Origin of the sequence: Streptomyces sp. NBC_01214, assembly GCF_026340975.1 — a bacterium.
GTDB lineage: Bacteria > Actinomycetota > Actinomycetes > Streptomycetales > Streptomycetaceae > Streptomyces.
Map to the genome: position 1 here is coordinate 1,589,760 of NZ_JAPEOS010000002.1, position 19,775 is coordinate 1,609,534.

At 72.6% G+C, this 19,775-nt stretch carries 15 protein-coding genes; 9 read left to right on the forward strand and 6 right to left on the reverse strand.

Features of this window, described 5'->3' with window-relative positions; genetic code table 11:
- The first annotated feature begins 32 nt into the window (after positions 1–32).
- From OG594_RS32140 to OG594_RS32160, 5 genes are all read left to right on the forward strand, one after another.
- Positions 33–779, forward strand: a complete 747-nt coding sequence (locus OG594_RS32140; RefSeq protein ID WP_266605712.1) for an NUDIX domain-containing protein — start codon at positions 33–35, stop codon at positions 777–779.
- Positions 780–1,015: 236 nt separating this feature from the next.
- Complete coding sequence (locus OG594_RS32145) at positions 1,016–2,809, forward strand: ABC transporter ATP-binding protein (protein ID WP_266605714.1); 1,794 nt, start codon at positions 1,016–1,018, stop codon at positions 2,807–2,809.
- Between the two features lie 191 nt (positions 2,810–3,000).
- The gene (locus OG594_RS32150) at positions 3,001–3,888 is read left to right on the forward strand and encodes a FadR/GntR family transcriptional regulator (RefSeq protein ID WP_266605716.1); all 888 of its coding nucleotides are present in this window, start codon (positions 3,001–3,003) and stop codon (positions 3,886–3,888) included.
- Between the two features lie 373 nt (positions 3,889–4,261).
- Complete coding sequence (locus OG594_RS32155; RefSeq protein ID WP_266605718.1) at positions 4,262–5,845, forward strand: RNA polymerase sigma factor; 1,584 nt, start codon at positions 4,262–4,264, stop codon at positions 5,843–5,845.
- A 137-nt stretch (positions 5,846–5,982) separates the two neighbouring features.
- Positions 5,983–6,909 carry a serine protease gene (locus tag OG594_RS32160; protein WP_266605720.1) on the forward strand — a complete coding sequence of 309 codons (927 nt, stop codon included), beginning with the start codon at positions 5,983–5,985 and terminating at the stop codon, positions 6,907–6,909.
- 109 nt (positions 6,910–7,018) lie between these two features.
- Here the strand turns inward: OG594_RS32160 and OG594_RS32165 are convergent, their stop codons facing one another.
- A complete protein-coding gene (locus OG594_RS32165) occupies positions 7,019–7,252 on the reverse strand; it encodes a hypothetical protein (protein WP_030028922.1) in 234 nt (77 codons plus the stop codon).
- A 448-nt stretch (positions 7,253–7,700) separates the two neighbouring features.
- Here OG594_RS32165 and OG594_RS32170 point away from each other — a divergent pair, with 448 nt between their 5' ends.
- The 3 genes from OG594_RS32170 (at position 7,701) to OG594_RS32180 (ending at position 12,073) form a co-directional block, all read left to right on the forward strand.
- Entirely contained in the window at positions 7,701–9,821 is a 2,121-nt protein-coding gene (locus OG594_RS32170) for a type IIA DNA topoisomerase subunit B (RefSeq protein WP_266605723.1), read from the forward strand.
- Positions 9,822–9,995: 174 nt separating this feature from the next.
- On the forward strand, positions 9,996–10,484 hold the full coding sequence (locus tag OG594_RS32175) for a DUF485 domain-containing protein (protein ID WP_266605729.1): 489 nt from the start codon (positions 9,996–9,998) through the stop codon (positions 10,482–10,484).
- Positions 10,481–12,073: a cation acetate symporter gene (locus OG594_RS32180; RefSeq protein ID WP_266605731.1), complete on the forward strand. Its 1,593-nt coding sequence runs from the start codon at positions 10,481–10,483 to the stop codon at positions 12,071–12,073. Before OG594_RS32175 ends, OG594_RS32180 begins: the two co-directional genes overlap by 4 nt.
- Positions 12,074–12,147: 74 nt before the next feature.
- Here OG594_RS32180 and OG594_RS32185 read toward each other — a convergent pair whose 3' ends face one another.
- From OG594_RS32185 to OG594_RS32205, 5 genes are all read right to left on the reverse strand, one after another.
- Entirely contained in the window at positions 12,148–12,849 is a 702-nt protein-coding gene (locus tag OG594_RS32185; RefSeq protein ID WP_266605733.1) for a response regulator, read from the reverse strand.
- Positions 12,846–14,447: a sensor histidine kinase gene (locus tag OG594_RS32190; protein ID WP_266605735.1), complete on the reverse strand. Its 1,602-nt coding sequence runs from the start codon at positions 14,445–14,447 to the stop codon at positions 12,846–12,848. The genes OG594_RS32185 and OG594_RS32190 overlap by 4 nt, the downstream gene beginning before the upstream one ends.
- An 87-nt stretch (positions 14,448–14,534) precedes the next feature.
- Positions 14,535–15,029 carry a cupin domain-containing protein gene (locus OG594_RS32195; RefSeq protein ID WP_266605737.1) on the reverse strand — a complete coding sequence of 165 codons (495 nt, stop codon included), beginning with the start codon at positions 15,027–15,029 and terminating at the stop codon, positions 14,535–14,537.
- 44 nt (positions 15,030–15,073) lie between these two features.
- Positions 15,074–15,496, reverse strand: a complete 423-nt coding sequence (locus OG594_RS32200; protein ID WP_266605739.1) for a DUF4267 domain-containing protein — start codon at positions 15,494–15,496, stop codon at positions 15,074–15,076.
- 53 nt (positions 15,497–15,549) lie between these two features.
- A complete protein-coding gene (locus OG594_RS32205; RefSeq protein ID WP_266605741.1) occupies positions 15,550–16,179 on the reverse strand; it encodes a hemerythrin domain-containing protein in 630 nt (209 codons plus the stop codon).
- Between the two features lie 193 nt (positions 16,180–16,372).
- Between OG594_RS32205 and OG594_RS32210 the strand changes: the two genes are divergently transcribed.
- Positions 16,373–19,747: an AfsR/SARP family transcriptional regulator gene (locus tag OG594_RS32210; RefSeq protein ID WP_266605744.1), complete on the forward strand. Its 3,375-nt coding sequence runs from the start codon at positions 16,373–16,375 to the stop codon at positions 19,745–19,747.
- Positions 19,748–19,775: the final 28 nt, after the last annotated feature.

Below are 19,775 nucleotides of genomic sequence, written 5' to 3' on the forward strand. Positions count from 1 at the left end.
TTTATCGTCAGGCAGACGACTATGATCGCGGCATGTCGCCCTACGACCCGTCGGCCTATCCGCCCTTCGCCGTCACCGTCGACCTGGTCGTGCTCACCGTGCGGCGCCACGCGCTCTGCGCGCTGGTCGTCCGGAGAGGTGAGCAGCCGTTCCAGGGGAGCTGGGCGCTGCCCGGAGGCTTCGTCCGCGGGGACGAGGACCTGGCGGGGGCCGCGGCCAGGGAGCTCGCCGAAGAGACGGGCCTGTGCGCGCACGACCCCGCCCTGCCCGGCGCGGGCAACGGGGCGCACCTCGAACAGCTGGCCACCTACGGCGATCCGAAGCGGGATCCGCGGATGCGTGTCGTCAGCGTGGCGCACCTGGTGCTGGCTCCGGACCTGCCTGCGCCCCGGGCCGGGGGCGACGCCAACAGCGCGCGCTGGGCCCCGGTCGACGAGGTGCTGGCCGACACCGACGAGGCCGCCACGGGGCTCGCCTTCGATCACGCCCGAATCCTCGCCGATGGTGTGGAGCGGGCCCGCTCGAAGATCGAGTACTCCTCGCTGGCCACTGCCTTCTGCCCGCCGGAGTTCACCGTCGGCGAGCTGCGCCGGGTCTACGAGGCGGTCTGGGGCGTGTCCCTCGACCCGCGCAACTTCCACCGCAAGGTCACCGGCACCCCCGGGTTCCTGGTGCCGGCCGGAGGCACGACGACCCGTCAGGGTGGGCGTCCGGCCCAGCTGTTCCGGGCGGGCGGGGCCACCCTCCTCAACCCGCCGATGCTGCGTCCGGAAGTCTGACGCCGCGGCGTACGAGGCGTCGTCGGTAGCCGTGGGACCGCCGTGCGCGGTCCTAGGACCGGGGCTGGTCCCAGGACCCGGTCCGGTACCGGGTCCGGACCCGCCGTCCGTGCGGGGCCCGGTCGCAGTATCGGCATTCCATCGGACCGGTTGCGCCGAATATCGGACATATCGCGTTATCTTGCTTGCGGTACCCACCCTGCCGCTGAGCGGTCTCACCCCCCGCGAGAGAAGCGATGCTCCAGGCCATCGGACTCACCAGCAAGCCCCGCCCCGACGCCCCGCCCCTCGTGGACGACCTCACCTTCGAGGCCCGCCCGGGGCAAGTGACCGCCCTGCTCGGCGAGCCGGGATCGGGCAAGACCACCGCACTGCGGCTCATGCTCGAACTCGAACCGGGCCGCGGCGTCACCTACTTCCGCGGCCGCGCGCTGCACCGGATCCCGCACCCCGGCCGTGAGGTCGGAGTGCTCCTCGGCGACGTTCCCGGCAACCCCGCGCGGACCGTCCGCAACCAGCTGCGGATGCTTTGCGCCGCGGCCGGGGTGCCGGCTTCCCGGGCCGACACCATGTTGGATGTCGTCGGCATCGCGGGACTGCGGGACCAACGGCTCGGCTCGCTGTCGCTCGGCATGGAGCGCCGGGTCGCACTGGCCTCGGCGCTGCTCGCCGATCCGTGCACCCTGCTGCTCGACGAGCCGGGTGCCGGACTCTCCCCCCGCGAACGCGGCTGGCTGCACGGTCTGCTGCGCGGCCACGCCTCCCTCGGCGGCGCGGTGCTCTTCACCACCGACGACGCCAAGGAAGCCGCCCGCAGCGCCGACCGCGTCGTCAGCATCGAGGCGGGCCGGCTCGTCGCCGACCAGGACGCGGCCGATTTCGCCCGGACCAGGCTGCGACCGAGGGTCGCCGTGCGCACCCCGCACGCGGCCCGGCTGGCCGACGTACTGGGCCGGGAAGCCAGGGCCGCCCGGCGCTCGGTGGAGATCGTCGCCGAGAGCGGCAGCCGCCTGTCGGTGTACGGCAGCAACTGCGCCGAGATCGGCGAGGCGGCGTTCCGGAACGGCGTGCTGGTCCACCAGCTCGCCGACGAGACGGGCGACGCCGGTGCGCCGACGGCGCCGGTCCCGGCCGCGCGCACCTCGGCCGGAACGTCACCGGAGCCCGACGCGGCCCCCACCGAGGCCGTCGACGGGGCCTGCGCCGAACACCCCCGGCAGATCCGCTCCGGGCGTCCGACCTCGGCCGTGCGCCGTGTGGGCGGCCCGCTGCGTCCCCTGCGCTACGAGTTGCTCCGGGTCTTCGGGACCGCCACCCCCGTCCTCACCGCCGCCCTCGTCGTCGTCGTCTCCGTCCTCACCGCCCTGGTGCTGGCCCGGACCGGGCAGACCCCGCAGAACCGGCTGCTCGCCGCCTGGCCCGAACTGCTGCCACTACCGCCCGCCGCCCTGGGTGCGGGCCTGCTCGGGGCCCTGGCCTTCGGCGAGGAGTACCGCTACCCCGCCCTCGCCGCCGACCGGGGCACCGTGCCCCGCCGGATGGGGTTGCTCACGGCCAAGCTGGGCGTCAGTGCCGCCCTCGCGCTGCTGCTGGGCGCCCTGACGGTGGCCGCCGACGCCGCCGCCCTCGCGCTGGTCTTCGACAGCGGTCCGCTGCGCACCCCGGTGGAGTGGCTCTCCCCGGCCGTGAGTTGGGCCGGGCTGCTCGTCGGCTGCTCCTGGGCCGGCGTACTGGCCTCCGGTGTCTTCCGGTCCGCCACCGCGGGACTGGCCGCGGTGCTCGCCGTGCCGGTGATGGTGGTTCCGCTGGTGCGCAAGGTACTGGAGGGCTCGTCCGCGTACCCGTCGACCGGGCTCGGGTCCCGCCTGCGCGGCCTGACCTGGGGGCAGTGGCCGCCGGAGGTCGACCGCCTGCTGGTGGGGGCCCTCCGGGTGATGGCCCAACCCGTCGGGACCGCGCTGGTGTTGTCGCTGATGGTCCTGTTGTGCGCCTATGGGTTCACCGGACTGCGCAGCCGGGTCCGTTGGTGATCGTTCCGGTTCGGGAGAAGTCGCGGACGGGACCGTTGCGGTCCGTGTCACGTCAAGCGGACCGCAACTCCCCGCAAAACGTCTGGTTCTTTACGATAAGTCGTCAATTGCGTAGGTGGCACCGATCACCCTTTCGTGTGCTTTTCACCAAAGACCTCAAGGGTCATGGAGGCACGGCCGACAAAGGATTCGTGAGTACCCTTGCGCACACCATGATGACCGCCGCCCGCCACGCCGACTCCGGCCTCGCCGGCCCGGGCGAACTCGACCGCTACCCCTACGCGGAGACCCCCGGGTCCGACCGCGTCGGAGCGCCCCACTGGGACGGTGCCGACGTCGAGTTGAGCCGCGTCGGCCGCCGAGCGGCAGGCAGCCGTGGACGCGGACTGCACGGCCAACTCGTCCAGCAGCTCGGCCAGATGATCGTTTCCGGCGACCTCGGTGCGGACCGCCCGCTGGTCCCCGAGGAGATCGGCCAGCGCTTCGAGGTCTCCCGCACGGTCGTCCGCGAATCGCTGCGGGTCCTGGAGGCCAAGGGCCTCGTCAGCGCCCGCCCCAACGTCGGCACCCGGGTCCGCCCCGTCGCCGACTGGAACCTGCTCGACCCCGACATCATCGAATGGCGCGCCTTCGGCCCCCAGCGCGACGACCAGCGCCGCGAGCTCGGTGAGCTCCGCTGGACCATCGAGCCGCTCGCCGCCCGCCTCGCCGCCGGCCACGGTCGTCCGGACATCCAGCAGCGCCTCTCGGACATGGTCGAGATCATGGGCCACGCCCTCGGCCAGGGTGACGCGATCACCTTCGCGCGCGCCGACAACGAATTCCACGCGCTCCTGATCCAGGTCGCCGGAAACCGCATGCTGGAGCACCTTTCCGGCATCGTCACCGCCGCCCTCCAGGTCTCCGGCAGCCCGATCACCGCCTGCGACCGCCCGAGCGAAACCTGCGTCGCGCACCACGCGCGGATGGTGGAGGCCCTCGCCGCGGGTGACGCGACGGGCGCCGAGAACGCCATGCGCCAGCTCCTGACGGTTCATCCGGAGGTCGAGCGCGTGGTCCCCGCCCCGCGCGAGCACTGACGGGCGGACGCGCGGGGGCGCGGGGGTGCAGAACGTGTCGCCGGGCCCGGTCGGGTCCGGCGACACCGGCGTGAGGCCCCTATTCGTGGTGGTTCGGCACGCGCGAAGCACCGGGTATGACCACAGGAGCGGCACTCGTGCGTACGGGGTGTGACTCGGGCCACGAATATTGGGCGTAACGCTCTGCGAGGTCACGCGATGACGTAAGAGGTGATGGCCGACGGAGGGAAGACAGCAGCCCTTGGGGGTGCTGTGCAGCTCCCCGGCCCCTGCCCGCGCCGCCGGCCCATCCCCGGTTGGTGGTCGTCGGCACCGGTCCAGCACCACCAGGCCCGGGGTCGGAAGCCGTTCCCATCGTTCCGAGAGGTTGTTCGTGTCGGCCAGCACATCCCGTACGCTCCCGCCGGAGATCGCCGATTCCGAGTCTGTGATGGCGCTCATCGAGCGGGGCAAGGCCGAGGGGCAGATCGCCGGCGATGACGTGCGTCGGGCCTTCGAGGCTGACCAGATTCCTGCGACCCAGTGGAAGAATGTTCTGCGCAGCCTCAACCAGATCCTCGAGGAAGAGGGTGTGACGCTGATGGTCAGTGCCGCGGAGTCGCCCAAGCGCACCACCCGCAAGAGCGTCGCAGCCAAGAGCCCCGCCAAGCGGACGGCCACCGAGACCGTCAAGAAGACGGCGGCCAGGACGACGGCAGCGCAGCCCGCGGCCACCGCGGTCCCGGCAGCCGGGGCGGCGGACCCGGAGATCGTGGACGCGCTCGCGGGAGAGCCCGGAACGGAGCCCGCCGCCAAGAAGACGGCGGCGAAGAAGACGGCGGCCAAGAAGGCCGCCCCCGCCAAGAAGACCGCTGCCAAGAAGACGGCGGCGAAGAAGACCGCCGCCAAGAAGGACGCGGACGAGGCGGGCGAGGACGAGACCGCGGACGAGGGTCCGGACGCCGTCAAGGCCGAGGCCGAGGAAGAGGAGGAGGGCGGGGAGAACAAGGGCTTCGTCATCTCCGACGACGAGGACGACGCCCCCGCCCAGCAGGTCGTGGTCGCCGGCGCCACCGCCGACCCGGTCAAGGACTACCTCAAGCAGATCGGCAAGGTCCCCCTCCTCAACGCCGAGCAGGAGGTGGAGCTCGCCAAGCGCATCGAGGCGGGCCTGTTCGCCGAGGACAAGCTGGCGAACTCCGACAAGCTGGCGCCCAAGCTCAAGCGCGAGCTGGAGATCATCGCCGAGGACGGCCGCCGCGCGAAGAACCACCTGCTGGAGGCCAACCTCCGCCTCGTCGTCTCCCTCGCCAAGCGCTACACGGGCCGCGGCATGCTCTTCCTGGACCTGATCCAGGAGGGCAACCTGGGTCTGATCCGCGCGGTCGAGAAGTTCGACTACACCAAGGGCTACAAGTTCTCGACCTATGCCACGTGGTGGATCCGCCAGGCGATCACGCGCGCCATGGCCGACCAGGCACGCACCATCCGCATCCCGGTGCACATGGTCGAGGTCATCAACAAGCTCGCCCGTGTCCAGCGCCAGATGCTCCAGGACCTGGGCCGCGAGCCCACCCCGGAGGAGCTGGCCAAGGAACTCGACATGACCCCCGAGAAGGTCATCGAGGTCCAGAAGTACGGCCGTGAGCCGATCTCCCTGCACACGCCGCTCGGTGAGGACGGCGACAGCGAGTTCGGCGACCTCATCGAGGACTCCGAGGCGGTCGTCCCGGCCGATGCGGTGAGCTTCACGCTGCTGCAGGAGCAGCTGCACTCGGTGCTCGACACCCTGAGCGAGCGCGAGGCCGGTGTGGTCTCGATGCGGTTCGGCCTCACGGACGGCCAGCCCAAGACCCTCGACGAGATCGGCAAGGTCTACGGGGTCACGCGTGAGCGGATCCGTCAGATCGAGTCGAAGACGATGTCGAAGCTCCGGCACCCGTCCCGCTCCCAGGTGCTCCGCGACTACCTGGACTGACCGGGCGGCTTTCGGCGGCTCCGGGCGCCGTCGACAGCAGATGGGGACGACAGGACGACGGTGGCCGCGCGGGTGCGCTCGGCCACCGGGCGACCCACTCTGGGTGGAGTCATGAACACTCGGAGTCAGGAGGCCTCATGCGTCGTCCCTTTGCCCGTGCTCTGGCGGGAGCGCTGACCCTGGCGGCGGGAGCGGCCGCGGCGCCGTTCGCCCAGGTGCCACAGGCGGCCGCGGACAGCGTGGTGATCGGCGGGAAGCCGGTGAAGGTGGCCGACAGCCCCTGGGTCGTCGCCCTCGCCAGCCGTGACCGGTTCGGGGGTACGCGGGGCGGGCAGTTCTGCGGAGGCGTGGTCGTGTCCCCGACCAGAGTGCTGACGGCGGCGCACTGCCTGGGCAGCCAGGTGCTGGGAGGCCCCGTCGAATCCGTGGCCGACTTCCGGGTGATCACCGGGCGTACGGAGCTCCGGGCGGCCGAGGGCCGGGAGATCGCGGTGCGCAGGGCGAGGGTGAACCCGGCCTACGACCCGGCGAGCAATGCCGGGGACCTCGCCGTCCTGGAGCTGGCCGAGTCGGTACCGGCCCACTACGTGCTGCCCATGGCGGGGGCGGGGCATTCCGCCTACGCGGCGGGGACCGGGGCGGCGGTGTACGGCTGGGGCGACACGAGCGGCTTTGGTGACTACGCGTACGGGCTGCGTGCCGCCGCGGTGACGGTGTTGGCGGACGAGGTCTGCGAGCGCGCCTACCCCGGGGACGCGGACGGGCAGTACCGGGCGGAGTCCATGGTGTGCGCGGGGGACAGCGGCGGCGGCAAGGACGCCTGCCAGGGGGACAGTGGCGGGCCGCTGGTGGCGCAGGGCCGGCTCATCGGGCTGGTCTCGTGGGGGCGGGGCTGCGGGCGTGCCGACAGCCCCGGGGTCTATACGCGGGTCGCCCCGTTGGTCGACTTCGTACTGGCCCCGGAGACGGGCGCACAGCCCGGGGAGGTCCAGGGCATCGGGTGGGGTGGCCGCGGGGCCTCAGGGGCGCACGCAGGGCCCGTACAGGGGCATCGCGTGTCCTAGCTGCGGGGTCGCGGACGTGAGGACGGGCGGCACTCCTGGGTCTCAGGAGTGCCGCCCGTCGACCGGCCTAGCCGGTCCTGGCTCGTCGGATGCGAGGTGCAGGCCTGTGTCAGCGGTCCTCGGGTTCGGCATGGGCAGCCGGAGCGGACGTGAGCCGCTCGGTCTCATCCTGTATTTCCGCGGCGATCTTCTTGAGTTCCGGCTCGAACTTGCGCCCGTGGTGGGCGCAGAAGAGCAGTTCACCGCCGCTCAGCAGGACGACGCGCAGATATGCCTGGGCGCCGCAACGGTCGCATCGGTCAGCGGCCGTCAGCGGGGTCGCGGGTGTCAGAACAGTAGTCACGTCGCCTCTTCTCTAGCTCGACGAGCTGTCGTACCAGGGTCAACATCCAACCAGGCCGAAAACGTTCCCGCTCGCGGCTTTTCCTCGAAACTTCCTTCCGAAGCTGGCCGGCTGTTGCCGGTTGGCGGCGAAGGAGCCGTATTGCGTTGCTTTACGGTTTCGCGTTGTCAGTCGTGCGCTTGTTGCAGTTCCATCCTCCCCCGGCGTGAGTGCCGGGTTGTTCATGAGGACGTGCCCGAACCCTAAATGGTTCATGCGCGGAAGGGAACGTGATGTTTCCTTCACCCGCGCGGGGGATCGAACATCCGTACGGATCTGGACTAGGCTGAAGAATGCGCGAGGGTGGCGTTGCATCGGCTCTACCTGGCCTCGGTACCCTTCGAGCGGCACCCGAGCCACCCCTGCGCCCGACCGGGCCAGAAAAGAAATTCAGCGAGGAGCGAACTGCGTGACCGCCGACACGTCCGTGCCTTCCAGCGCGCTGCTGTCCGGAGCAGACCGGGACGGTTCCAACTACACCGCGCGGCACCTGCTCGTCCTCGAAGGGCTGGAGGCCGTCCGCAAGCGCCCCGGCATGTATATCGGCTCCACCGACAGCCGGGGCCTCATGCACTGCCTGTGGGAGATCATCGACAATTCCGTCGACGAGGCCCTGGGCGGCTACTGCGACCACATCGAGGTGATCCTGCACGAGGACGCCTCCGTCGAGGTCCGGGACAACGGCCGCGGCATCCCCGTGGACGTCGAGCCCAAGACCGGCCTGTCCGGCATCGAGGTCGTCATGACCAAGCTGCACGCCGGCGGCAAGTTCGGAGGTGGCTCCTACGCGGCCTCCGGCGGCCTGCACGGCGTCGGCGCCTCCGTGGTCAACGCCCTCTCCGCCCGCCTCGACGTCGAGGTCGACCGCAACAGCTCGACCCACGCCATCAGCTTCCGGCGCGGCGTCCCGGGCATGTTCACCGAGCAGGGCCCCGACAGCCCCTTCGACCCCGCCAACGGCCTCCGCAAGGTCAAGCGGGTCGCCAAGGGCAAGACCGGCACCCGGGTCCGTTACTGGGCCGACCGCCAGATCTTCCTCAAGGACGCCCGGCTCAACCTGGAGACGCTCTACCAGCGCGCCCGCCAGACCGCCTTCCTCGTCCCCGGCCTGACCCTGGTCGTCCGCGACGAGCGCGGCATCGACGGGGCCGGCAAGACCGAGGAGACCTTCCGCTTCGACGGCGGCATCAGCGAGTTCTGCGAGTACCTCGCCCAGGACAAGGCCGTCTGCGACGTGCTGCGGCTGACCGGATCGGGCACCTTCAAGGAGACCGTCCCGGTCCTCGACGACCGCGGCCACATGACCCCGACCGAGGTCACCCGCGAGCTCGGCGTGGACATCGCCCTGCGCTGGGGCACGGGGTACGAGACCGGCGTCAAGTCCTTCGTGAACATCATCGCCACCCCCAAGGGCGGCACCCACGTCACCGGCTTCGAACGCTCCGTGACCAAGACCGTCAACGAGGTGCTGCGCTCGGCCAAGCTGCTGCGCGTCGCCGAGGACGACGTGGTCAAGGACGACGCGATGGAGGGCATGACGGCCGTCGTCACCGTCCGGCTCGCCGAGCCGCAGTTCGAGGGCCAGACCAAGGAGGTGCTCGGCACCTCCGCGGCCACCCGGATCGTCGCCGCCGTGGTCGCCAAGGAGCTCAAGGCTTTCCTGACCTCCACCAAGCGCGACGACAAGCAGCAGGCCCGCGCCGTGATGGAAAAGATCGTCGCGGCGGCCCGGACCAGGATCGCGGCCCGTCAGCACAAGGAGGCGCAGCGTCGCAAGACGGCGCTGGAGACCTCCTCGCTCCCCGCCAAGCTGGCCGACTGCCGCAGCGACGACGTGGACCGCAGCGAGCTCTTCATCGTCGAGGGCGACTCCGCCCTCGGTACCGCGAAGCTCGCCCGGAACTCGGAGTTCCAGGCGCTCCTGCCCATCCGCGGCAAGATCCTCAACGTCCAGAAGTCCTCGGTCTCGGACATGCTCAAGAACGCCGAGTGCGGGGCGATCATCCAGGTCATAGGAGCCGGCTCGGGCCGGACCTTCGACATCGACGCCGCCCGGTACGGCAAGATCGTGCTGCTCGTCGACGCCGACGTCGACGGCGCGCACATCCGCTGCCTGCTGCTCACGCTCTTCCAGCGGTACATGCGGCCGATGGTCGAGGCCGGCCGGGTCTTCGCGGCCGTGCCGCCGCTGCACCGGATCGAGCTGGTCCAGCCGAAGAAGGGCCAGGACAAGTACGTCTACACGTACTCGGACAGCGAGCTGCGCCAGACCCTGCTGGAGTACCAGCGCAAGAACATCCGGTACAAGGACTCGATCCAGCGCTACAAGGGCCTCGGCGAGATGGACGCGGACCAGCTGGCGGAGACCACCATGGACCCCCGCCACCGCACCCTGCGCCGGATCAACATCGGCGACCTGGACTCGGCCGAGCAGGTCTTCGACCTGCTCATGGGCAATGAGGTGGCCCCGCGCAAGGAGTTCATCACGAGCTCCGCGGCGACCCTGGACCGCTCGCGCATCGACGCCTGATCCGGGAGCCGTCGGACCCCGGCAGAGACTGACCCCGAACGCACCACGGCACACCGGCGCTCTTCCCTCCATCACCTGTTGGAGTGAAGAGCGCCGGTACACCAGTCCGGAAAGCCCCATTCCGCACATCCTTGTGGGCACGCGGCCACTGCGGCAGCGGACAAGGAGAGTTCGGTGGACAAGCACGAAGGTCGTGATACCGGAACGATCCGGTTGGACGACCCCTGGTACGACGCGCTGGCCGTCGGGTGGGGCGAGGGTGAGGAAACGTCCCAGCCGGCCCCGGTTCCCGTGGGCGGACGCCCCGCGCCCGGAGCATCCGAGATCTACCTCGAAGTGCAGCGCAGCGCCGCCTTCCAGGAGGTGCGCACCCGCTACCGCAGGTTCGTCGTCCCCGCCACCGCCGGGTTCTTCCTCTGGTACGTCGCCTACGTGGTCGCGGCCACGGCCGCGCCCGGCCTGATGGCCCGGCCCGTGGTGGGCGCGGTGAACGTGGCCATGCTGGCGGGACTCGGCCAGTTCCTCAGCACCTTCCTGCTGACCTGGGCCTACGCCCGGCACGCGCGGCTGCGCCGGGACCGGGCCGCGCTCGATCTGCGCTGGACCGTCTTCGAGCAGGAGCACGGCGCCGAGCGGACCCGGGCGAGGAGGGCCGGCCGGTGACCACCGAGCACCAGACCCTCGCGCTGATCCTGTTCAGCCTCTTCATCGCGGTGACCCTCGGCATCACCACCTGGGTCAGTCGGAACCGGCACGGGTCGGCCGAGGAGTTCTACGCGGGCGGCCGGTTGTTCTCTCCGATGGAGAACGGATTCGCCATCGCGGGCGACTACATGTCCGCCGCCTCGTTCCTCGGCATCTCCGGCCTGATCGCCCTGTTCGGCTACGACGGGCTGCTGTACTCGGTGGGCTTCCTCGTGGCCTGGCTCGTGGTGCTCTTCCTCGTCGCCGAACTGGTCCGCAACTGCGGTCGCTTCACCCTTGCCGACGTGGTCGCCGCCCGGATGAGCGAACGGCCGGTCCGGATCGCGGCCGGCACCTCCTCGGTCGTCGTCTCCGTCCTCTACCTCATCGCGCAGATGGTCGGCGCGGGCAGCCTGGTCGGCCTGCTGTTGGGGAATTCGGGCGCCACCGCCCGCACCCTCACCGTGGTGGGGGTGGGCGCGCTGATGGTGGTCTACGTGTCCTTCGGCGGGATGCGGGCCACCACCTGGATCCAGATCGTGAAGGCCGTGCTGCTGATGGGCGGCGCGATCACCCTGACCGTGCTCGTGCTGCTGCGCTTCCACGGGAACTTCGACCAGCTGCTCACCAGCGCCGCCGACCGCAGCGGGCACGGCCGCGCGTTCCTGGGCCCCGGCCTCAAGTACGGCGGGGACTGGACCGCCCGCATCGACTTCATGAGCCTCGGTCTCGCGCTGGTCCTCGGGACCGCCGGGCTGCCGCACATCCTGTCGCGGTTCTACACCGTGCCCACCGCAAGGTCGGCCCGCCGCTCGGTGGTGTGGGCGATCGCCCTCATCGGCGGGTTCTACCTGATGACCATCGTGCTCGGCTTCGGAGCGGCCGCGCTGGTGGGACCGGACGAGGTACGGGCCTCCAACGCCTCCGGGAACACGGCCGTTCCGCTGCTGGCGGCCTTCCTCGGCGGGGGCGCCGACTCCACCGGGGGCGCGGTGCTGTTCGCCTTCGTCGCCGCCATCGCCTTCGCCACCATCCTGGCCGTGGTCGCCGGCATCACCCTGGCCTCCTCGGCCTCCGTGGCACACGACCTCTACGCCTCCCTCAAGCGCCGGCACGCCCGGCAGCGCAGCGAGGTCGCGGTGGCCCGGGGCGCGGCCGTCGGCATCGGGGCGGTGGCGATCGCCCTCGGGCTGCTCGCCCAGGACCTCAACGTGGCGTTCCTGGTGGGGCTGGCCTTCGCGGTGGCGGCTTCGGCCAATCTGCCGGTGCTGCTGTACTCGCTCTTCTGGCGCGGCTTCACCACGCGCGGAGCCGTCTGGTCGGTGTACGGCGGCCTGATCCCGGCGGTGCTGCTGGTGCTGGTCTCGCCGGTGGTGTCGGGCAGTCCCGAATCCCTCTTCCCCGGAGTGGACTTCCAGTACTTCCCGCTCCAGAACCCGGGGATCGTCTCGATCCCGCTGGGCTTCCTGGCGGGCTGGCTGGGCACCGTCACCTCGGGCGAAGAGGCGGACGAGGCGAAGCACGCGGAGACGGAGGTCCGCTCCCTGACCGGCGCCGGAGCGGTCTGAGGGGCCGAGGGGTGGAGCGGCCGGTCGGGTAGCCCCGGCCGGCCCGTCAGCCGTCAGCCGTCAGCCGGGCGCCGTCAGGCCGGCCCCTCCGACGGGAGCCAGGTGTAGCGGTGCTCCGGGCGGCCGGTCTCGCCGTAGCGCAGGGCGAGGCTGACCCGGGCGGTGCGTTCGAGGAGCTTGAGATAGCGCTGGGCGGTCTGCCGGCTGATGCCCGCGCGGTCGGCGATCTGCTGGGTGGACAAGGGGCCTTCGGCGGACCGCAGCACCTGACGGACGAGCTCCGCGGTGGTGGCGGAATGGCCCTTGGGGAGCTCGTTCGGGGATCGCGCGGCGGCGAGGGCACCGAAGATCCGGTCCACCTCGGCCTGTTCGGCCTCACCGCCCGTGTCCAGGGTGCGGCGCAGCGCCCCGTACGCCTCCAGTCGGCTGCGCAGTCCGGCGAAGGTGAAGGGCTTGACCAGGTACTGCAGGGCGCCGAGGCGCATGGCGGCCTGCACGGTGGTGAGGTCGCGGGCGGCGGTGACCATGATCACATCGGTGCGGTGGCCGAGCTGGCGCAGGCGCCGGACGAGGTCCAGGCCGTTCTCGTCGGGGAGGTAGTGGTCCAGCAGGACCAGGTCCACCGGATGCGAAGTGAGGAACTCCAGGGCCTCGACGGCCGAATGGGCCTGCGCCGTCACCAGGAATCCGGGAACCTTTGCCACGTACGCCGCGTTGATCCGGGCAACACGCATGTCGTCGTCGACGACCAATACGTGAATCGGGGTCTCGTTCACCGCAGGGCCTCCGGGAGTACGACGGAGAATTCCGCCCCTCCGTCCGCTGCTTCACCGGCCCGGGCGCTGCCGCCCTGCCGCTCCGCGAGGCGGCGTACGAGGGCGAGGCCCAGCCCGCGCTCGCGGTGGGCCTTGGGCTGCTTGGTCGACCAGCCCTCCGTGAAGATCTCCTTACGGCGCGCGGCGGGCACCCCGGGGCCGCTGTCGCACACCCGCAGCACGGCGGTACGGCCCTCCGCGCGCAGCTCCACCTCGACCAGGGGCACCGCTGAACCCGCTGCGGCGTCCAGGGCGTTGTCCACGAGGTTGCCGAGGATCGTGACGAGGCCGCCCGGGTCCACCAGGCGGTCGGGGAGGAGGGTGGAGCCGGCCAGGCGCAGGGGGACGCCGCGCTCGGCGGCGACGGCCGCCTTGCCCACCAGGAGGGCGGCCAGCAGTGGGTCGTGGACCTTCTCGGTGACCTGTTCGGCCGTCGTGCGGTGCACGCCGGCGACCTCGGTCACGAACTCCACCGCCTCCTCGTGCAGGCCCAGCTCCAGCAGGCCGAGGAGGGTGTGGAGGCGGTTGGCGTGCTCGTGGTCCTGGGCGCGCAGGGCATCGATCAGGCCCCTGGTGGAGTCGAGCTCGCGGCCGAGGTGCTCCAGCTCGGTGCGGTCGCGCAGGGTGGCGACGGCGCCGCCGTCCTCGGTGGGCATGCGGTTGGCCACCAGGACCCGGGGGCCCTGGACGGTGAGCAGGTCCCGGCCGGTGACACGGCCCGACAGGACGTCCGCGGTGCGGCCCGCACCCAGTACGTCCTCGAGCGGGCGCCCCGCGCAGCCGTCGATGGTGTCCGGGGCGAGGCCCAGCAGGCGGGCGGCCTCGTCGTTGACCAGCCGGACCCTGCCGTCGGGGGCCAGGGCGATCACGCCCTCGCGGATGGAGTGCAGCATGGCCTCGCGCTCGGCGAGCAGGCCGGCGATGTCGGAGAAGGCCAGATCGCGGGTCTGCCGCTGGATCCTGCGGGAGAGCAGGTAGGCGGCGAGGGCGCCTGCCGCCAGGGCCCCGCCCGCGTAAGCGAGCAGTCCGGGGATCGCGCCGAGCAGCCGGTCGCGGACGCTGTCGTAGGCGATGCCGACCGAGACGGCGCCGACGATCTCGCCGTCGGCCGCGAGGAGCGGGACCTTGCCACGGGCGGAGCGGCCCAGGGTGCCCTCGTCGATCTCCATGACCTCGCGCCCCGCCAGGGCATCGCTCGGGTCGGTGGAGACGGGCAGCCCGATCCGGTCGGCGCTCGGGTGCGAGCGGCGGATGCCGTTCAGGTCGAGCACGACCACGTACTCGGCTCCGGTGGCCCGGCGGATCCGCTCGGCCGAGGACTGCACGGGGCTGTCGGCCGACGGCCCGGAGCTCAGGACCCCGGCGGCCAGCGCCGGGTCGGCCGCGGCGCCCTGCGCGATGGCCAGGGCCCGCCGCATCGCCTGGTCGTCGAGCTGGGCGCTCAGCGGCGCCAGGAACAGTCCGGTCGCCAGTACGGCGACCCCGGCGGCGATGGCCAGCTGGGTCAGCAGGATCTGGGAGACGGCCCGTCTGGGCAGCCCGAGGCGCCGAGCGCTCATGAGGGGGAACCGCATGGGCAGCAACGGTAGGTCGGCACCGGCACGAGCGGAATGCTTACGCCCGGCTTGTCGGGTACCCCACTCCCGTCATGCCCGGACCGTGTTCCACGCCTCACTGCGGGTGAAGTAGGTGTCGTAGAGCTCCTGGACGTCCAGCAGGGACTCCGGCGGCACCTTCCCGTAGGCGATCCGTTCCAGGTGGCGGAAGTACTCGAACCGTTCGATGCCCGGCGTGATCACGATGAGGATGTCGGCGTCCTCACCGGGCGCGGCGGCGAACGCGTGGTCGAGGCCGGGCGGCACGATGACGAGGTCGCCGCGTTCCGCGGTCACCACCTGGTCGCCCGACAGCAGCTGCGCGGTTCCGTCGAGCAGGTAGAAGAGCTCGGCGGACCGGGCGTGACGGTGGGGCGCAGCCCCGTTGGCGCCGTCCAGCAGGCTCACCCGCTGGGTCGACAGCGCGCCGCCGGTGGAACTGCTGTCGGCGAGGAGCCGGATGGTGGTCGGGGCGGCGCCGATCGTCTCGGCCCCGGCCGAGCGCACGATCACCGATTCGTCGAAGGAAGGCACGATCAGGGACATGTCGTCTTCTCCTGGGGGAGGGAACCGGTGAGGGCGGCGGGTGGTCAGGTGCGGGCCGGCTCGGCGGCGGCGCGGCCGGCGGGGACCGGACGCTCGCGCAGCAGGAGTCCCGCGGTCAGGGTGACGGCGAGGGCGGTGGCCCCGTGGACGCCGTAGGCCTGAGCCGCGGGTCCGCCGCCCGCGAGGACGATCACCATGTCGCCGGCGGGGACGAAGGCGATCGCCGCCATGGCCCAGCCGAGCGCCCGCCGCTGCCCCGTGAGCAGGAGCGCGAGGATGACCAGGCCGGTCGCGACATCGCGTACGCCCTTGACGGCGAGGAAGGCGGCGCCGTCGTGCTGCGGCCAGGTCGGCAGCCCGAAGTCGGCGGCGGTGGCCTGCGGCGCGAGCAGGTAGCTGAGCCCGACGTACAGGATGAACGCGGCGCCGGTGGCGGCCAGGGCGGTGGTCAGGTGCTTGAGGGACATGGCTTGTCTCCGCTTCTTGGAAGTGGTGGGAGGGGCGGCGCGGGGGAGGGGGATCAGCGCGGTGCGACGGTGCGACGGACGGCGCGCATCCGGCGGACGTGGGCGGGACGTCCGACGGTGTGCCACAGCAGGCGCCCGGCGAGGGGCAGTGCGGCGAGCATCGCCGCGCGCTCGGCCCGGTCGGCGTCCTCCAGGACCGTCCCGAGGAAGAACAGCAGCTTGGGCTTGGGCGTGCTGCTCAGGAAGTGCTCGCCCAGCCGGTCCCACTCGTACGCGGACAGGTGGCGGGCGGCGAGCGGCAGGACCGATTCCTCCTCGTCCGCCAGGTGCTCCAGCAGCACGGACCGGTGCTCGGTGAGGACCGACACGAGCGTGTCGCGTTCCGCCTCCCCGGCCCCGGCCTCCCAAGCGGACAGGGCCTCCTCGGCGGCCGCAAGACTCGAGGCCACCCGCTCGTGCTGGGTCTCCATGCGCAGGACGAGGTCCGCTTCGAGGTCGACCCGGGCCATCAGCGGCGGCCACAGGTACGCGTCCTCGCCGTGGTGGCCCGTCAGCCCGAGCCGGTAGTCGCGGAAGTGGTCCCCGAGGACCTGTGCCCGCGCCGTGTCGCCGGGAGCCACTGCGGCGATCAGCTCGACCAGCAGGCGCGCCTCGCGGCGCAGGCCGCGGTGGATGACCACCATTTCGTGGGTGTTCGGCCGTCCGGTGCTCCGGTGCGTTCGCGGTGCTCGTGCCGTCCGTGGCTGCGTCGTCTTCATGGGAAGAGACTCGACGTCGGCCCATGGAGGGTTCTTGGAAGGCACTTGGAAGGTTCCGTGACGCCATTCGACCTACGGCGGGCCGGAGTTGACCGATGCGGCGTACGTTGGTGGAGTCATGGTCCACATACGCGTACTCGGCTCCTTCACGGCCGAGCGGGACGGCGAGGCGATCCCGCTCGGCGGCCACCGCCAGCGCTCCGTACTGGCCCTGCTCGTAGCGGCGCGCGGCCGGGTCGTGTCCGTCGACCGGATGATCGAGGAACTCTGGCAGGGGGCGCCGCCCGCCCGGGCCGTCGCCTCCCTCCAGGCCTACGTCTCCAACCTGCGCCGCCTCCTCGAACCGGGCCGGGCCCCGCGCACCCCCGCCCGGCTGCTGGTGAGCGCGCCGCCCGGGTACGCGCTGCGGCTTCCCGAGGACGCCGTCGACGCCTGGCGCTTCGAGCGGCTGCTCGGCCGCGCCCGCGAGGTCCTGCACGCCGAGCCGGACACCGCCGGATCCCTGCTCCGGGAGGCGCTGGCGCTGTGGCAGGGGCCGGCGTACGCGGAGACGGCCGACGAGCCGTGGACCCACGCCGAGATCCTGCGGCTCGACGAGCTGCGGCTGGCCGCGCGCGAACTCGGCATCGCCGCCGGGTTGCGGGGCGGCGCCGACCTCGCCGGGGCGGTCGCCGAGGCCGCGTTGCTGACCCGGGACGAGCCGCTCCGGGAGGAGGCCTGGCGGCTGCACGCCCTCGCACTGTGGGCGGCGGGCCGGCAGGCCGACGCGCTCTCGGCGCTGCGCCGGGCCAGGACGGTGCTCGCCGACGAGGTGGGACTGGATCCCGGTGCCGCCCTGGTCGAGCTGGAGAAGGCGGTCCTGGCCCAGGACGGCCGGGTGTTGCGCGAGGCCACGCGGCCACCGGAGCCTGCGCCGCACGTGCCACCTGTGCCGCACGTGCCACCTGCGTCGCACGTGCCTGAGGTGCCCGCGGCGCCGGCTGCCACCGGGGCCGAGCCGTTCGTCGGGCGCGAGGAAGAACTGGAGCGGCTGACGGCGGCGGCGCACCGGGCCCGCGCGGCCGGCCCCGGCGTCGCGCTGGTCACCGGCGAGGCCGGGATGGGCAAGTCGGCGCTGCTGCACGCCCTCGACGGCAGGCTCAGCGCCGAGGGCTGGCTCGTCGCCTTCGGGCGCACCACCGACGCCGAGGGCGCACCACCCGCCTGGGCCTGGGTCGAAGCACTGCGCGCCGTCGCGGCGGCCGCCCCGCCCGAGCCCGCGGTGGCCGCCGCGCTCTCGCCCCTCCTGGCCGAGGGCGCTCCCGCCACCGGCCGTGCGCCCGGCGGCGAGGATGTCGCCGCCGGGCGGTTCCGACTGCACCGCGCCGTCGGCCAGTGGTTGGCGCAGGCCGCGCGCGGGCGGCCCGTCGCCGTCGTCCTGGACGACCTGCACTGGGCCGACGCCGAGACGCTGGCGCTGCTGTCGGGTGCCGCCGACCTCCCCCCGGGTACGGCGCTGCTCGTCGTGGGCGCGTACCGGCCGGAGGACACGGAGGGTCGGCTCGACGACACGCTGGCCGGACTGGCCCGGCGTTCACCGGCCCGGATCGCGCTGCGCGGCCTCACCGGGGAGGCCGTGGCCGAGGTGGTCCGGTGCGTGGGCGGCCCGCAGGTCGACGCGGAGGTCATCACCGCGCTGGCCGAACGCACGGGAGGGAACCCCTTCTACGTCCGGGAGAGCGCCAGGCTGCTGGGCAGCGAGGGCTCGCTCGTGGCGCTGTCCGAGGTGCCCGAGGGCGTACGGGACGTGCTGCGCCGGCGGCTCGGACGCCTCCCCGAGGCGGTGGTGGCCGTACTGCGCCTGGCCGCGGTGGCCGGACGGGAGTTCGGCGTCGAGGTCCTGATCGGGGCGGCGGACACCGACGAGGACGGCGTACTGGGCGCGTTGGAAGCCGGTCTGCTCGCCGGGCTGCTGGCCGAACCCGAGCCGGGGCGGGTCCGGTTCGCCCACGCGCTGGTGCGCGACACCCTGCTGGCGGACCTGAGTCGGCTGCGCTCCTCGCGGATGCACGGCCGGATCGCTGCCTGTCTGGAGCGGCTCGCCCAGGACGACGTCTCCGCGCTGGCCCACCACTACGTACGCGCGGCCTCCTCGGCGACGGCGGCGAAGGCGGTCGCGCACTGCCTGCGGGCCGCCCGGCTCGCGGAGAGCCGGTTCGCCCATGACGTGGCCGCCGTGCTGCTCGCCGAGGCGGTGGAGTGCTTCGAGCGGGTCCCCGCGGGGTCCGGAGGCGACCGGGACGCCGAGCGCGCCGAGCTGTTGGGCCTGCTGGTACGGGCCCAGGTGCGGGCCGGGGCGGTCATGGCGGCCCGCACGACCCGGCGCACCGCGATCGACCGCGCGCTCGGCGCCGGCCGGGACGACCTGCTGGTCGCGGCGTTCACGGCATGGACCGAACCGACCCCGTGGCAGACGCGGCCCTACGGCGTGGTCGACGGACCGGTGGTGGAGCTGCTGGAGCGCCTGCTGGCGCGGCCCGATCACGAACCGGCCGTGCGCTGCGGGCTGCTCGGCGCGTACGCCGCCGAGCTGTCCGACGCCAAGGTGGCGGGCGTACGGGCGGCGGCGCGCGAGGCGCTCGCCCTCGCGGAGGGCACCGGGGACCCCGCGCTGCGGGCGGGTGCGCTCGCGGCGCTGGTCAAGGAACTCGACGCCGACCTGGAAGGGCCCGAACGTGCCGCGCTGGGAGGCGAACTCGAACGGATCGGCGCCGCGCACGAGCTGCCGGGCCACCAGTGGTACGGGATGTTCGTGCGCTCCACGGCGCTGGCCGCCGAGGGCGATGTGGCTGGTGCCCGTCGGCTCGTGGAACGGTGGACACGGTTCGCACGGACCTACCGGATGCCCGGACCGGTCGCCGTCGGCGAGGCGGTCGAGGCGACCTGGGCCCATGTCGAGGGGCGGTTCGAGGAGGCGGAGCACCTCTACCGGCAGGCGGCCGTGCGGATGGCCCGGCAGGGATCCCCGCACGCGGAGGGGATCTTGGCGGTCGCGATCGTGACGCTGCGGGTGAGCCAGGGGCGGCTCGCGCAGTCGCTGCCGCGGCTGCGGCAGGTGTACGTGGCCTTCGGTCCGCCGGCCGGGGACCTGCTCGCGGTCGCGCTGGCCGCCGCGGGCGAGGACCGGGAGGCGCGCGAGGTCCTCGACCGGGCGGGGCCGCTGCGGACGGACTACTTCTTCAAGGTCTTCGCGACCTTCCGGGCGATGACCCTGGTCATGCTCGGGGAGCGGGCGGGCGCCGAGGAGTTGTACGCGGCCCTGCTGCCGTACCGCGACGCCCCGCCGCCTTCCTCCGGGTTCACCGTGGCGGTCCGCCCGGTCGCCCGCACCCTGGGCGAACTGGCCGTGCTGCTGGGCCGCGAGGACGAGGCCGCGGGCCACTTCGTGCGCGCGGCGGCCATCGCCGAGCAGTGGCACAGCCCGTGGGGGGCCGCCCGACCTCCGGCCGCCTGACGCCCGGGGCCGCCTGACGCCCGGGGCC

Bases quoted from the DNA above. Each gene is read 5' to 3' on its own strand.
- OG594_RS32145 (WP_266605714.1), top strand. From the start codon at position 1,016: ATGCTCCAGGCCATCGGACTCACCAGCAAGCCCCGCCCCGACGCCCCG.
- OG594_RS32195 (WP_266605737.1), bottom strand. From the start codon at position 15,029: ATGTCCCTGATCGTGCCTTCCTTCGACGAATCGGTGATCGTGCGCTCG.
- OG594_RS32190 (WP_266605735.1), bottom strand. From the start codon at position 14,447: ATGAGCGCTCGGCGCCTCGGGCTGCCCAGACGGGCCGTCTCCCAGATC.
- OG594_RS32205 (WP_266605741.1), bottom strand. From the start codon at position 16,179: ATGGTGGTCATCCACCGCGGCCTGCGCCGCGAGGCGCGCCTGCTGGTC.
- OG594_RS32160 (WP_266605720.1), top strand. From the start codon at position 5,983: ATGCGTCGTCCCTTTGCCCGTGCTCTGGCGGGAGCGCTGACCCTGGCG.
- OG594_RS32210 (WP_266605744.1), top strand. From the start codon at position 16,373: ATGGTCCACATACGCGTACTCGGCTCCTTCACGGCCGAGCGGGACGGC.
- OG594_RS32140 (WP_266605712.1), top strand. From the start codon at position 33: ATGTCGCCCTACGACCCGTCGGCCTATCCGCCCTTCGCCGTCACCGTC.
- OG594_RS32200 (WP_266605739.1), bottom strand. From the start codon at position 15,496: ATGTCCCTCAAGCACCTGACCACCGCCCTGGCCGCCACCGGCGCCGCG.